This window comes from Arthrobacter sp. TJ-265 (genome assembly GCF_058269135.1).
Genome location: NZ_JBZCND010000002.1, coordinates 594,886 through 608,416, shown reverse-complemented (window position 1 = coordinate 608,416; position 13,531 = coordinate 594,886). Strand labels below are relative to the sequence as shown.

Below are 13,531 nucleotides of genomic sequence, written 5' to 3'. Positions count from 1 at the left end.
TGCAGCGCTCGGATCGGTCGTGGTCTCAGGAGTTCCGGCGGGAGATGACGGACCGGACGAGCAGCGAGACCATCAGGAGGAACGCGATCGGGAGGCAGAAGTAGCTGGCCAGCACGAAGCCGGGCCATACGTTGCCCTGCAGGAAGGCCGTCATCAGGATGGCCGCCAGGGACACCAGGCCGACGCCGGCGAAGGCCACCGCGAGGACCATCACCAGGAACCGGCTCCGCGACGACCGTCCGGGTGCACCGCCCGGCACCGCTGCGTCGCCGGGATGGTCGGAGGTGGGGTTCGTGGCCGGTTCGTCAGGGGTCATAGCCGTCCCAGACTACAAGAACCGCGGCGGGCCGCTCACGACGCTATACCCTAGGAGACACAGACTTCCCGGCGGCAGCAGTCCGCCTGGGTGCCAGGCGGCCTGCGTGGACCGGGCCAGGGCCGCCGGTGACACCGCCCGGTACAGCCAAGAAGAGGTAGACGACGTGCCCATCGGCAAAGTGAAGTGGTTCGACGCGGACAAGGGATTCGGATTCCTGGCCACGGACGACGGCAAGGAAGTGTTCCTGCACGCCTCGGCCCTGCCGGCGGGCGTGACCGAGGTCAAAGTGGGCACGAAGCTGGAGTTCGGCGTCGCCGACGGGCGTCGCGGCCCCCAGGCCCTCTCCGCGCGTATCCTCGAGCAGCCTCCCTCCGTCGCCAGGGCAACCCGGAAGAGCGCCGACGACATGGCCGTCATCACGGAGGATCTCATCAAGCTGCTCGACGGCGTCTCCAACGGTCTCCGCAAGGGGCGCTACCCGGAGAAGGCGCACGCGGCGAAGGTCGCGGCGGTCCTGCGCGCGGTTGCCGACGACCTCGACGCGTAGGCTTCGATCATGACCCCGAGCAACCTGGACGCCGTCGACGGCGCGCCGTCGACCGACATCGAAGCGACCGCCGAGGGCACCGACGTACCCGCCGTCGCCGAGGCCGCGCGCAAGCCCCGGGTGACCCGCCGCATCCCGAAGACCGACTCCGTACTCGAAGCCGCCGTGGAGCGGGCGCGTCAGGGAGTGCTGGAGATCGCCCCCGAGGCGCAGGTGGGACGCCATGTGTCGGCCGTGATCGAGGGAGAGCGCCTGGTCACCCACCGGTTCGAGGCCTTCGTGCCCGGATACGGCGGATGGCAGTGGTACGCGAGCGTGGCCCGCGTGGCGCGGAGCAAGGACGTGACGGTCTGCGAGGTGGGGCTGCTGCCCTCCCCGGCCTCCCTGCTGGCACCCGAGTGGCTGCCCTGGTCCCAGCGTGTGCGTCCCGAGGACTCGCCGCAGGACGAGGCGTCGCCGTCGGATGCTGCTGCAGGCTCCGGGGCGACCGACGGAACAGGTGCTGCCGACGGGTCCGGCACCGCCGATGCGGCCGGCACTGCCGTCACCGCCGATACGGGCGGGACCCCGGTGGCCGGCGAGGACGATCCGGAGGCCTCCGCCGCGGGACGGCCCGACGCCGAGTGATCCACGTGTGGTGCCGGAGCGGAAGGGGAGGGGCGTGAGCACCTTCCGGTCCCTCGGTATCCACAACTACAGGCTCTGGTTCATCGGGGCGCTGGTCTCCAACATCGGCACGTGGATGCAGCGGACCGCGCAGGACTGGCTGGTCTACGACATCCTGACCGAGCAGAACGCGTCGGCGCTCGGCATCGTCATGGCCCTGCAGCTGGGGCCCCAACTCGTCATCGCCCCGTGGGCGGGCCTCATCGCGGACACCGTCGACCGGCGGAAGCTCCTCGTCACCACGCAGGTGGCCATGGCGCTGCTGGGCGTCGGCCTCGGACTGATGGTCCTCCTGGACGTCGCCGCCCTCTGGCACGTCTACGCCTTCGCCCTCGCGCTCGGCGTCGTCTCGGCCTTCGACGCCCCCGCCCGGCAGGCGTTCGTGTCCGACCTCGTGCGCGACGACTACCTCCCCAACGCCGTGGCGCTCAATAGCGCCTCCTTCAACGGGGCACGCCTCGTCGGTCCCGCCATCGCAGGACTGCTGACCGCGGGCGTAGGGCCCGGCTGGGTGTTCATGATCAACGCGCTGACGTTCGGTGCGATGGTCTACGTGCTGCTGGCGATGCGCAGCTCGGAACTGAACGCGCAACCGCGGCCGGTGCCGGGCAAGGGGCGCATCAGGGCGGGCTTCCGCTACGTGCGGCACCGGCCGGACCTCATGATCGTGATGCTCGCGATCTTCATCGTCGGCACTTTCGGACTGAACTTCGCGGTGTTCATCGCCGCGATGGCGCGCACCGAGTTCGGCCAGGGCGCAGGGGTCTTCGGCGTGCTGTCCTCGGTGATGGCGGTGGGCTCCGTCGCGGGCGCGCTGCTCTCCGCGCGGCGCGACAGGCCGCGCCTGCGATTCATCTTCGGCGCCTCGGCGGCCTTCGGGATCGCGTGCGCGCTGGCCGCCCTGGCCCCCACCCTGTGGCTCTTCGGGCTGGCGCTCGTGCCCGTGGGCCTGTTCGCACTCACGCTCATGACCAGCGCCAACGCCTACGTGCAGACCACCACGGAGCCGGCCATGCGCGGGCGCGTCATGGCCCTGTACTTCGCCATCTTCCTCGGGGGGACGCCGCTCGGAGCGCCGGTGGTGGGGTGGGTCTCGGACATGTTCGGCCCGCGGTGGAGCCTCGGGGTCGCGGCGGCGTCCGGGCTGATCGCCGCCGGGGTGGGAATCTTCTGGGCATGGCGTTACCACGACGTGCGGCTGCGCTACGACCGCTCGGCGCCGAGGCGCCTGCGCATCGACCACGAGGCCGGAGCGTCCGACCCCACGCCGTAGGGGGGGCACCGCGGAGCAGGCCCGCCTGCGGGGGTCGGCGCGGCGGACCGGATCCCCGGATGTACGGACCTACAGGAGGTTCTCGACCACGTGGTCGATGCAGCCGATGAGGGCCGAGATGTCGTCGGGCTCGATGGCCACGAAGGTGGCCACGCGGAGCTGGTTGCGCCCCAGCTTCCGGTACGGCTCGACGTCGACGACCCCGTTGGCGCGCAGGATGGCGGCGATCCGGGCCGCGTCCACCGCCTCGTCGAAGTCCACCGTGACGATCACGTTCGAGCGGTCCTCGGGACGGGTCACGTAGGGGCGCGCCACGGGGGAGGCCTCCGCCCAGCGGTACAGCCGCCCCGCCGAGTCCGCAGTCCGGGCCGCCGCGAAGGGCAGGCCACCCTGCGCATTGAGCCACTGCACCTGGGCCTCCAGCGTCACGAGCGTCGAGAGCGACGGCGTGTTGTAGGTCTGGTTGAGGCGCGAGTTGTCGATAGCCGTCTGCAGGTCGAGGAAATCCGGGATCCAGCGGTCACCGGCGGCGATGCGCGCCGCGCGCTCCAGCGCGGCGGGGGAGAACAGGCCGAGCCACAGGCCGCCGTCCGAGGCGAAGTTCTTCTGCGGCGCGAAGTAGTAGACGTCCGCCTGGGAGACGTCGACGTCGAGCCCGCCCGCTGCGGAGGTGGCATCGACGACGACGAGGGCTCCGTCGTCGGCGCCCTCGACCCGCCGGACGGGTGCTGCAACGCCGGTGGAGGTCTCGTTCTGCGGCCAGGCATAGAAATCGACGCCGGCCTCCGCCGTCGCCTCCGGCCGGGTGCCCGGCTCACTCGTGAGGACGCTGGAGGCGTCGAGGAACGGTGCCTTGTTCGTGGCGGACGCGAACTTGGAACCGAACTCCCCGAAGGAGAGGTGCTGGGCCCTCCGGTCGACGAGCCCGAACGTGGCGACGTCCCAGAAGGCCGTCGAGCCGCCCACACCGAGGACCACCTCGTACCCGTCGGGGGCGGCGAAGAAGGCGCGGAGCCCTTCGCGGACGCGCCCCACGAGGTCGCGGACCGGGGCCTGGCGGTGGGAGGTCCCCAGGAGGGAGGTGCCGGCCGCGACGAGGGCGTCGACCTGACCGCTCCGGACCTTCGACGGACCTGCACCGAAGCGGCCGTCCGAGGGGAGGAGGTGTGCGGGGATGCGGGATGATTCGCTCAAGGGGGCTCCAACTCTGGGACGGGGGTGCAGACCTCAATTCTGCCCCAGCGGCCGATGGCCCTCCATTTGTTAACGCCCCCGGGGAGGACGCTTCGGCAGCCCGGGCACGGCCGGCCCCAGGATTGCCGGGCCCGTGATGCCATGCGTTAACCTTGGGAGGCGTGGGGCGGAACCGGGCCGATGGCCGCACCCCTCACCGGCGTGAGGCAGTCCAGCCGCGCACCCGCACCGCACCAAGGAGCTGAACCGCATGACGGACCTCATCGACACCACCGAGATGTACCTGCGGACCATCCTTGAGCTCGAGGAAGAGAACATCGTCGCGCTCCGTGCGCGCATCGCCGAGCGGCTGCGCCACTCCGGCCCCACCGTGTCCCAGACCATCGGCCGGATGGAACGCGACGGCCTCGTGGTCGTCTCCGGTGACAGGCACCTCGAGCTCACCGAGACCGGCCGGCGCCGCGCCACCGGCGTGATGAGGAAGCACCGTCTCGCGGAGCGCCTCCTGAGCGACGTGATCGGACTCGACTGGGCATACGTGCACGACGAGGCATGCCGCTGGGAGCACGTCATGAGCGAGCGCGTGGAGCGCCGACTGTACGAGCTCCTCGGCAAGCCCTCGGACTCTCCCTACGGCAACCCGATCCCCGGCCTGGCGGCCATCGGCGGCGTGGAATCGGAGCTGTTCACGGACGGCGTGGTCACGCTGCTGTCCGCGATGGCCACTTACACGCCCGGCAGCCTGGTCACGCTCGCGCGCCTCGCCGAACCCATCCAGGTGGACCCCGAACTCCTCACCCAGCTCGACGAGGGCGGGCTGCGCCCGGGCGCACGGCTCAGTCTCGAATCGGTGGGAGGGTACGTCTCCGTGCGCGTCCCCGGTGTCGAAGGTGCCCTCGAACTGCCGCCCGAGGTCGCCTCGCACGTCTTCGTCTCCGTCGGGGACTGACCGCCTCCCGAGACCTTCGTCACCAGAAACACACCGTTCCGTGATCGGAATGTGACATATCTCGTGGTGTGTTGTAGCGTTCGAAATGTGCCGGGCTCGCTCTGGATCCAGCACCCTCCTGCAAATCGCCTAGCTCTGCCATTGCCGGAGGTTCGTCCGCACCATCGCATGGCAGAGGCGGGGGAACCAATTCTGGGTCTCTGAGAAGAGATCCTTGGGGTTAAGTCGCTGTTCACGCAGCGGCCGGGTGACTCCCATCCGAATCCGACAGCTCACCTCGCAGGCGTTGGGAGAGGTCTCCAACGTGTCCATCAGCTCTTCGCCGGGCCGCCACCGCGCGCCCCGGAACATCAGTCCGCTGACCGGTCTGTCCGCCGCCGTCGCATCCAATGCCGGATCCGTCGGTCGCCAGGCCGCCGTCATCGTCGCAGCGTCAGGCCTCGTCCTCACCGCCGGTCTGCCGGCCCACGGGACCGCAGGGGCAGAGCGCGAGGTGCAGTCCTCCGCGACCCTGAGCATCGATCGTGTGGTGACGGCCGCGGTCACCGTGCCGGCCACGGCGACGGTGTCCTTCGACCGCGTCGCCGTCGAGGTGGAGGCCGCCCCGAAGCCCGTCGAGGCCCCGGCCATCGAGGAGGCTCCCGTGGAGGTTCCGCCGGTCGCCGTCCCGGCCCCGCCCGCTGCCGCCGTCGCCCCGGTCGAGGCTGCTCCCGTGGTGGCACCGACCGCCGCCGTCGCCCCCGTTGCCGTGGTCGCACCGGCCCCCGCTGCCCCGGCTGCCGTCGCTCCCGTCGTCGCAGCCCCCGCTGCCGTCGCTCCCGCTGCCGTGGGCGCGCCGGCCCCCGTCGCTGCGGTGCCCGCCGCCCGGAGGCCGGCTCCCGCCCCGTCCTCCGGCGTCGCCGCCGGCCTGGTCGGTTCGGCGTACTCGCAGATCGGCGTCGCGCAGGACTGCACCGCCATGGTCGAGAAGGCCCTGCGCTCGGTCGGCAAGTCCGTGGGCGACCTCGCTCCCGGCCAGTTCTTCCAGTTCGGCGCCGTCGTCGGATCGCCCGCTCCCGGTGACCTCGTGATCACGGGCGGCCATGTCGCGATCTACGTCGGGAACGGCCAGGTCGTCAGTGGCGGCCTCAACGGCATGAACACCGGCCTGCACAACCTCTCAGACCTTCCCGGCGCCGGCTTCGTCCGCGTCCGCTAGCCCCCCCACACTCGGAGAACACCCTCATGTCATCACTCATGTCCTTCCGCCCTGCCCCCGCCCGCCACCGCGACGACGCCGGCAACGCTGCGGCCTTCGCCGTCCTCGCACGGACCGTGTCCACCCAGGCGGGCGGGATGGGCCGACAGGCGGCCGTCTTCGCGGCGGCCTCCGGGCTCGTCCTGACCAGCGGGGTCGCTGCCAACGCGGCGGACCTCCAGCCCCAGCGTGAGGTCCGGGCGTCCACCGTGGCCCTGACCTCCTCCCGCGCGCCCGTCGTCGCCTCGGACAAGACCGTCGTGTCCTTCGCCATGACCCCGGTCAAGGTGAAGGCCAAGCCGGTCGTCGTCGAGAAGGCCCCCGTCGTCGAGAAGGCTCCTGTCGAGGCTCCCGTCGTCGAGGCTCCCGTCGTCGAGGCACCCGTCGCTGAGGCGCCGGTTGTCGAAGCCCCCGTGGCCGTGGCGCCTGCTGTCGCAGCACCTGCTGCAATCATGGCTCCCGCTGTGGCAGCCCCGATCGAAGCGCCGGCCGCGCCCGTCGCGGAGACACGCGCGGCGGCGGGTGCTCCGGCGCCCGCACCCGCACCGGCACCGGCACCGGCTCCGGCGCCCGCACCCTCCTCCGGTGTGGCAGCGACCATCGCCGCCGCGGCCAAGGGCCAGCTCGGCGTCATGCAGGACTGCACGCGCCTCGCAAGCAACTCCCTCGCCGCGGCCGGGATCAACTTCCACGGCTGGCCGGCCGGGTACCTGTCCCTCGGCCGCACGGTGAGTGCCGGCGAGGCCATCCCCGGTGACCTGATCTACTACGCCGACGGCGGCATGGGCAAGGCCCACATCGCGGTGTACATCGGCGGCGGCCAGGCCGTCCACGGCGGATTCAACGGCAACACCACGGTCATCGCTCCGGCCGAGCTCGGCTCCGGCGGCGTGTACATCCGCGTGGGCGGCTGACCCGAACGGCTGTGGATGCAGGAGGACCGGCACACGTGCCGGTCCTCCTGCCGTTCGGCTCCCACCGGAGGTAGCAGAAGCAGGAGCCCGCACATCGCCGGCCCGGCGTTCCGCGGACGGCCGGGTGCGGCTTACCCTTGCAGTGTCCATCCGAAGCACTTCTCCCGATGCCCGGGACAGCAACCGGTTGCGGGACCAGGTCAGCAATGGGGCAAGGCGCATGCGCACTCTCGTTCTGAATGCAGGATATGAACCGCTGGCGGTCGTCACCTTCCGCCGGGCGCTGGTCCTTGTCCTGACGGGGAAGGCGAGCGTCGTGGCAGAGGACGACGACCCGGTGGTCGGTCCTGCGGACGTCTTCGGAAGGCCCTCGGTGATCCTGCTCAACAGATACGTGAAGGTCCCCTATCGCCAGGACTTCGCGGCGACGAGGCGAGGAGTACTGCGCCGTGACAACCACCTGTGCGCCTACTGCGGGAAGGCGGCGTCCACCATCGACCACGTGATGCCGAGGTCGAGGGGCGGCGGCGACACCTGGGAGAACCTCGTGGCCTGCTGCCTGAGATGCAACAACGCCAAGGGGAACAAGACCCTCGCCAGCCTCGGCTGGACCCTGAGGGTCGTCCCGCGCCCGCCCCGCGGACCCCAGTGGCAGATCCGCGAACTGGAGAGGCCCGCGCCGCAGTGGAGCGAGTTCCTCACGGAGACCGCCGCGTGAGGACCGGAGGGGACCGCCCTCGGTTCGACGCCGTGATCCTCGCCGGGGGGCGGTCCTCCCGCCTCGGCGGTGTCCCGAAAGCCGGGCTGGTCGTGGAGGGAGTGACCCTGCTGGAGCGGACGTGCGCCGCGCTCGCCGACGCCGGGCAGATGGTGGTCGTGGGGCCCGACCCCCGGGCCGACGGCGGGCGCGCGATGCCGGGTGCGCCGTCGTTCGTGCGTGAGGAGCCGGCCTTCACCGGACCCGCAGCCGCCCTCGTGGCCGGGTTCCGGACGGGGGCGGGCCGCCGACGGGCGCCCTGGTGCGCCGTCGTCGCCTGTGACATGCCGCGCGTCGCCGAGCTCGTCGACGTGCTGCTCGCCGAGGCCGCCGCCGACGAGGACGCATCGCTCGTGGCCGTGGACGGGGGCCGCGCCCAGCCGCTCGCGGCGCTCTACCGGAGCGACGATCTGGCGGCCGCCGTGGACGCGATCCTCGCTACCGGGACAGCCGACAACCTGTCGATGCGCAGCCTCCTTGCTAGTGTGAGGACCAGACCTGTCCCGGTTCCGCCGGGCACAACGCACGACGTCGACACCTGGGCTGATGCGAGGGTACTGGGAGTCGACGTCCCCTAGAACCTCCCGGAGGGCTCATGGACGATCGCCAGAAGCTGCTGCACGAATGGACCGAACGGCTGCTCGCCGCCTTCGAGATCGACGGGACGGATGTGGACATCGACGCCGTCCTCGGCCTGGCCGGCAAGGCGGCCCACGGCGTGGTGCGCCCTGCCGCGCCCCTGACGACGTTCGTGGTGGGCTACGCCGCCGGTCTCGCCGTCGGCAGCGGGCAGGCCGACGAGGACGTGGCCATGCGCTCGGCCCTGGGGGTCGCCGACGCCCTGTGCGCGGAGGCCGCGGCGGAAGGCGGCACCGCATGATCGAGGGCGGCGCAGCAACGAATGTCGACTGGGCGACGGCCCGTACCCTGGCCTACGGTGCCGGGCGCCCCCTGCCGTTCCAGACCGTGCCCCTCGCCGACGCGCTCGGGCAGACCCTCGCGGAGCCGGTACACGCCCTGCAGTCCATCCCCCACTATGCGTCGTCCGCGATGGACGGCTGGGCGGTCAACGGCGAACCGCCGTGGACGCTCGTGAGCCGCCCCGAACCGGAGGACCACCCGCGGGGCAGGGCGACCCCGCACAGCGATTCCGGGGAGGTCTCGCTCGCGCCTGGCGAGGCGACCTTCATCCTCACGGGCGGTGTGGTGCCCCAAAACGCCGTCGGCATCCTCCGCACCGAGCACGGCGCGGTCCGCGGGGGCACGCTGAACCGCAACGGGTCCGCGCGCCCCGACGAGCCGTCGCCCGGCGAGCATGTCAGGCCCGCCGGTGAGGAGGCGGAGGAGGGCTCCCTGGCAATCCCCGCCGGCGTCGTCCTCAACCCCGCCCAGATCGCCCTCGCGGCGGTCTGTGGCCATGACACGCTCGCCGTCCTGCGGGCACCGCGCGTGTCGCTGCTGATGACCGGTGACGAGGTGATCGAGCACGGGCTGCCGCACGCGGGCCAGGTGCGTGACACCTTCGGTCCCCAGCTGCCCGGCTTCGTCGCGATGCTGGGCGGGCACGTCGACGTGTCGGGCCGTGCGAAGGACGACCTCGACGACGTCGTGGCGGCCATCAGCGCCGAACCCACCGACGAGTTCTCCCTCGCCCGGGCGTCCGGCGACGTACTCATCACGACGGGCGGGACCGGCAGCTCCATGGCCGACCACATCCGCCGGGCACTCATGGAGGTCGGGGCGGAGATGATCATCGACGGCATCGCCATGCGGCCCGGGCACCCGACGCTGCTCGCACGGCTACCCGACGGGCGCTTCCTCGTGGGGCTCCCCGGCAACCCGCTGGCCGCGATGATGGCGATGATCACGGTTGCCGGGCCCCTGCTCGCGGGCCTGCGCGGTTCGTCCCTGGACGAGCCGTCACCGGTGGTGACGGCCGACGCCTTCGAACCCCTGCCGGGGAGGAGCCGCCTGGTGCCCTACCGGATGGAGTCCGGGCAGGCCGTGCCGAGTACGCACCAGCGTTCCGGGATGCTCCGTGGGCTCGCCGCAGCCGACGGCGTGATGGTGGTCCCCGCGGAGGGCTGCGGGGCCGGCGATGCGGTGCAGGCCCTGTCGCTGCCGTGGTCACCACCCGCGGGTCCACGGACGTAGCCCAACGGCGTCCACGTTTCTGTGTCGAAGCCGACACACCAGATAGTGCCCGGGGTCGACTGACCTCGTCCGGGGCCGAGGTAAGGAGTCCGAATGAACCGGGTCACGCAGCGCCGCCGCATCACCAAGTTCCGGGTGGGAGCGCAGACGGGCCGTCGCGAGGACGTGCTCGCGGGGGAGGAGCCGCTGGAGATCCGCCTCGACGGGAGGGCCTTCACCGTGACGATGCGCACGCCGGGCGACGACTTCGACCTCGTGGCGGGCTTCCTCGTCTCGGAGGGTGTGGTCTGGGAGCCGGGCCAGCTGCCGAGCCTGCGGTACTGCGCGGGCGTGGACGACAACGGGCAGCAGACCTTCAACGTGGTGGAGGCCCAGCTCCGGCCCGGTGTCGAACTGCCGGACACGGCCATGGAGCGCCACGTCTACACCTCGAGCTCGTGCGGGATCTGCGGCACGGCGTCCATCGACGCGGTCCGGAAGTCCTCGCGGTTCGACCTGCACACCGACGCGTCGCCCGTGGACCTCGGGATCCTGGCCTCCCTGCCGGACCGCCTGCGCGAGAGCCAGAAGCTGTTCGACCGCACGGGCGGTGTGCACGCTGCGGGGCTCTTCTCCGCCGAAGGGGAGCTGCTGTGCCTCCGGGAGGACGTGGGACGGCACAACGCCGTCGACAAGGTGGTGGGCTGGGCCCTGCGCGAGGGCATGCTGCCGCTGCGCGGGATGATCCTGCAGGTCTCCGGACGGGCGTCCTTCGAACTCGTGCAGAAGGCGCAGCTCGCGGGCATCCCGGTCCTCGCGGCCGTGAGCGCGCCGTCGTCGCTGGCGGCGGACCTCGCGGACGACGCCGGGCTGACGCTCGTGGGCTTCAGCCGCGGCACCACGCTGAACTGCTACTCGCACCCGGAGCGCATCGCGGCCTGACCGGCCTGCTCGGGCAGCCGGCCGGGCGGCCTGACCGGGCAACCGGCGCTCGGGCAGCCGGCTGCCCTGCAAGTCGCCTAGAAGGGGTTGAGCAGGCGCTGCACGAAGCGGCGCGTGCGCTCCTCGCGGGGACGGCGCAGCACCTGGTCGGGATGCCCGTGCTCGACGACGACCCCGCCGTCCATGAAGACGACCTCGTCCGCGACCTCGCGGGCGAAGGCCAGCTCATGGGTCACGATCACCATGGTCCACTTCTCCTCGGCGAGTTCCTTGATGACGGCGAGCACCTCGCCGACCAGTTCGGGGTCCAGGGCCGACGTCGGCTCGTCGAACAGGAGCAGGTCCGGCTGCAGCGCCAGCGCCCGCACGATCCCGACACGCTGCTGCTGCCCGCCGGACAGGTTGAAGGGGTGGTCGTCCCGCTTCTCCGCGAGGCCCACGCGCGCGAGCAGCCGCTCCGCGTCCGCGACCGCCTCCTTCCGAGGCCGTTTCTGCACCTGCACGGGGCCCTCGATGATGTTCTCCAGCACGGTCATGTGCGGGAACAGGTTGTAGTTCTGGAAGACCATGGCGCTGCGGTCGCGCAGCGACAGGGCCTCCTTCTTCGGGACCTTCGCCCCGAAATCAACCGACGGACCTCCGCGGAAGGCGACCACGCCGGCGTCGGGCGTCTCCAGCCCGTTCAGGCAGCGCAGCACGGTGGTCTTGCCCGATCCGGACGGGCCCACGAGGGCCACGACCTGCCCGCTGTCGATCTGCAGGTCGATCGAGGAGAGCACCCGGTTGGTCCCGAAGGACTTCTGCAGGTCCGTGACCTGCAGCAGGGGGCCCTCCGCGGCGGGCGGACGCAGGGGATCAGCGGGCAACATAACGATCCAATCGCTTCTCGAGCACGGACTGGCCGCTGGACAGGACGAGGCAGAACACCCAGTAGATCGCGGCGGCCTCGAGGTAGACCAGCATGAACTGCTGGGAGAAGGCGGCGATCTGCTCCGCCTCGCGGAAGAGCTCCGTCACGAGGATCAGCGACGCCAGGGAGGTGTCCTTGACGAGGCTGATGAACGTGTTGGACAGCGGCGGAACGGAGACGCGCGCCGCCTGCGGCAGGATGACCCGCCGCAGGGTGAGCGTGCGGGACATCCCGATGGTGTGGCCCGCCTCCCACTGGCCCTTGGGTACGGACAGGATGGCGGCGCGCAGGATCTCGGCGGCATACCCCGCGACGTTGAGGGAGAACGCGATGACCGCGCTCGGCCACGGATCGATGGTCAGGCCGATGGACGGCAGCCCGTAGAAGATCACGAACAGCTGCACCAGCAGCGGGGTGCCCCGGATGACCGACACGTAGAAGCGGGCGATCCCGGACAGGACGGGCTGGCCGCTGATGCGCATGAGCGCGACGACGAGGGCGAGGGCGAGTCCGATCGCGAAGGACGCCAGCGAGAGCGGGATGGTCCCCGTCAGGCCCCCGGAGAGCAAGGGCCAGAAGGACGTGCGTAGCAGCTCCCAGTCCATCAGTCAGCGCCCCGGGCCGGTGCGGCCCGCCGCGGAGACCGTGGTGCCGGAATCACTGGCTGACGTCGGAGCCGAAGTACTTCCCGGAGATCTCCGCGAGGGTCCCGTCGGCGCGCAGCTCCTCGAGCGCGGTGTCGATGGCATCCACCAGCTCGGGGCTGCCCTTGCGGACGGCGACGGCGCTCTGGGAGGACTCGTCGGTGGTGGCCGCGATCTTGATGCCCTCGTTCCCGGTGGTGTTCTGGTAGTCCAGGTAGGTCAGCTCGTCGTTGATCGTGGCGTCCACGCGGCCCTGCTCGAGGAGGGTCACGGACTGCGCCCAGCCCTCGACGGGCTCGACGTTCGCGCCGCTCTCGGTCGCGAGCTCGTTCCAGTTGCTCGTCAGGGACTGCGCCGTCGTCTTGCCCTGGAGGTCCTCGAAGGAGGAGATCTCGTCGTTGTCGGCGCGCGTGACGATCACGCCGGAACTGACCGTGTACGGCACGGAGAAATCGTAGGTCTCCTTGCGCTCGTCCGTGATGGAGACCTGGTTCGCGATGACGTCGAACCGGCCCGCCTCGAGACCCGCGAAGATCGCGTCCCACTGCGTCTCCTCGAACTCCGCCTCCACGCCCATCTTCTCGGCGACGGCCGTGATGACCTCGACGTCGTAGCCGGTGAGTTCCCCGCTGCCGTCCTCGTGGTAGCTGAAGGGCTTGTACGTGCCCTCGGTGCCCACGGTCAGGACCCCCGCGTCCTGGATCTCCTGCAGGGAGGTCGCCCCGGCGGACTCCGAGGATTCGCCGGCGGGGGTCGACGACGAGCAGCCGGCAAGCGCCAGCGTGAGGGCAGCAGCGGTACCGAGCAGGGACAGGCGGTGATTCATGGGATGCTTCCTTGAGGTGGGGGGCGGCGGGCGCCGGAAATAGAAGGGCTCCCGAACGGCTTGAACCCTAGGTGCATCCGCTTCGCCCGATGGCGGCCGGAGTCGAAACACTACTGGTATCAACACCGGGACATCCACTAATTGTTCCGCAGCATGACGGCGGGATCCGGAGAACACCTGCGAACCCGAGCCGGAACCGGCATCCACGGAAGGAACGGCC

At 71.1% G+C, this 13,531-nt stretch carries 16 protein-coding genes and 1 riboswitch; of the genes, 11 read left to right on the top strand and 5 right to left on the bottom strand.

What is annotated here, in order from left to right; translation table 11 throughout:
• Positions 1-25: 25 nt before the first annotated feature.
• Positions 26-316 carry a hypothetical protein gene (locus tag AC4D2E_RS11380; protein WP_490911064.1) on the bottom strand — a complete coding sequence of 97 codons (291 nt, stop codon included), beginning with the start codon at positions 314-316 and terminating at the stop codon, positions 26-28.
• 166 nt (positions 317-482) lie between these two features.
• Here AC4D2E_RS11380 and AC4D2E_RS11375 point away from each other — a divergent pair, with 166 nt between their 5' ends.
• The 3 genes from AC4D2E_RS11375 to AC4D2E_RS11365 are packed head-to-tail and all read left to right on the top strand — an operon-like array spanning position 483 to position 2,805.
• Complete coding sequence (locus AC4D2E_RS11375) at positions 483-866, top strand: cold-shock protein (RefSeq protein ID WP_104168751.1); 384 nt, start codon at positions 483-485, stop codon at positions 864-866.
• A 9-nt stretch (positions 867-875) separates the two neighbouring features.
• Complete coding sequence (locus AC4D2E_RS11370) at positions 876-1,493, top strand: DUF3027 domain-containing protein (RefSeq protein ID WP_490952689.1); 618 nt, start codon at positions 876-878, stop codon at positions 1,491-1,493.
• A 34-nt stretch (positions 1,494-1,527) separates the two neighbouring features.
• Positions 1,528-2,805: an MFS transporter gene (locus AC4D2E_RS11365; protein WP_490911062.1), complete on the top strand. Its 1,278-nt coding sequence runs from the start codon at positions 1,528-1,530 to the stop codon at positions 2,803-2,805.
• A gap of 69 nt (positions 2,806-2,874) precedes the next feature.
• Here AC4D2E_RS11365 and serC read toward each other — a convergent pair whose 3' ends face one another.
• Complete coding sequence (serC, locus tag AC4D2E_RS11360; RefSeq protein ID WP_490952688.1) at positions 2,875-3,999, bottom strand: phosphoserine transaminase; 1,125 nt, start codon at positions 3,997-3,999, stop codon at positions 2,875-2,877.
• Between the two features lie 250 nt (positions 4,000-4,249).
• Here serC and AC4D2E_RS11355 point away from each other — a divergent pair, with 250 nt between their 5' ends.
• The 8 genes from AC4D2E_RS11355 (at position 4,250) to fdhD (ending at position 10,931) form a co-directional block, all read left to right on the top strand.
• Positions 4,250-4,948, top strand: a complete 699-nt coding sequence (locus AC4D2E_RS11355) for an iron-dependent transcriptional repressor DtxR (protein WP_490911060.1) — start codon at positions 4,250-4,252, stop codon at positions 4,946-4,948.
• 132 nt (positions 4,949-5,080) lie between these two features.
• Positions 5,081-5,248, top strand: a riboswitch (cyclic di-AMP (ydaO/yuaA leader).
• Between the two features lie 4 nt (positions 5,249-5,252).
• A complete protein-coding gene (locus tag AC4D2E_RS11350) occupies positions 5,253-6,146 on the top strand; it encodes an NlpC/P60 family protein (RefSeq protein WP_490952687.1) in 894 nt (297 codons plus the stop codon).
• Positions 6,147-6,172: 26 nt separating this feature from the next.
• Positions 6,173-7,099: an NlpC/P60 family protein gene (locus tag AC4D2E_RS11345; RefSeq protein ID WP_490952686.1), complete on the top strand. Its 927-nt coding sequence runs from the start codon at positions 6,173-6,175 to the stop codon at positions 7,097-7,099.
• 220 nt (positions 7,100-7,319) lie between these two features.
• On the top strand, positions 7,320-7,817 hold the full coding sequence (locus tag AC4D2E_RS11340) for an HNH endonuclease (protein WP_490911057.1): 498 nt from the start codon (positions 7,320-7,322) through the stop codon (positions 7,815-7,817).
• Positions 7,814-8,434 carry a molybdenum cofactor guanylyltransferase gene (mobA, locus tag AC4D2E_RS11335; protein WP_104168743.1) on the top strand — a complete coding sequence of 207 codons (621 nt, stop codon included), beginning with the start codon at positions 7,814-7,816 and terminating at the stop codon, positions 8,432-8,434. Before AC4D2E_RS11340 ends, mobA begins: the two co-directional genes overlap by 4 nt.
• Positions 8,435-8,451: 17 nt before the next feature.
• The gene (locus AC4D2E_RS11330; RefSeq protein WP_104168742.1) at positions 8,452-8,736 is read left to right on the top strand and encodes a DUF6457 domain-containing protein; all 285 of its coding nucleotides are present in this window, start codon (positions 8,452-8,454) and stop codon (positions 8,734-8,736) included.
• Positions 8,733-10,010: a molybdopterin molybdotransferase MoeA gene (locus AC4D2E_RS11325; protein ID WP_104168741.1), complete on the top strand. Its 1,278-nt coding sequence runs from the start codon at positions 8,733-8,735 to the stop codon at positions 10,008-10,010. Before AC4D2E_RS11330 ends, AC4D2E_RS11325 begins: the two co-directional genes overlap by 4 nt.
• A 93-nt stretch (positions 10,011-10,103) precedes the next feature.
• Complete coding sequence (gene fdhD / locus AC4D2E_RS11320) at positions 10,104-10,931, top strand: formate dehydrogenase accessory sulfurtransferase FdhD (protein WP_104168740.1); 828 nt, start codon at positions 10,104-10,106, stop codon at positions 10,929-10,931.
• A gap of 77 nt (positions 10,932-11,008) precedes the next feature.
• Here fdhD and AC4D2E_RS11315 read toward each other — a convergent pair whose 3' ends face one another.
• The 3 genes from AC4D2E_RS11315 to AC4D2E_RS11305 are packed head-to-tail and all read right to left on the bottom strand — an operon-like array spanning position 11,009 to position 13,311.
• Entirely contained in the window at positions 11,009-11,800 is a 792-nt protein-coding gene (locus tag AC4D2E_RS11315) for an amino acid ABC transporter ATP-binding protein (protein WP_490952685.1), read from the bottom strand.
• The gene (locus AC4D2E_RS11310) at positions 11,787-12,446 is read right to left on the bottom strand and encodes an amino acid ABC transporter permease (protein ID WP_104168738.1); all 660 of its coding nucleotides are present in this window, start codon (positions 12,444-12,446) and stop codon (positions 11,787-11,789) included. Before AC4D2E_RS11310 ends, AC4D2E_RS11315 begins: the two co-directional genes overlap by 14 nt.
• A 52-nt stretch (positions 12,447-12,498) precedes the next feature.
• The gene (locus tag AC4D2E_RS11305) at positions 12,499-13,311 is read right to left on the bottom strand and encodes an amino acid ABC transporter substrate-binding protein (protein ID WP_104168737.1); all 813 of its coding nucleotides are present in this window, start codon (positions 13,309-13,311) and stop codon (positions 12,499-12,501) included.
• Between the last annotated feature and the right edge of the window lie 220 nt (positions 13,312-13,531).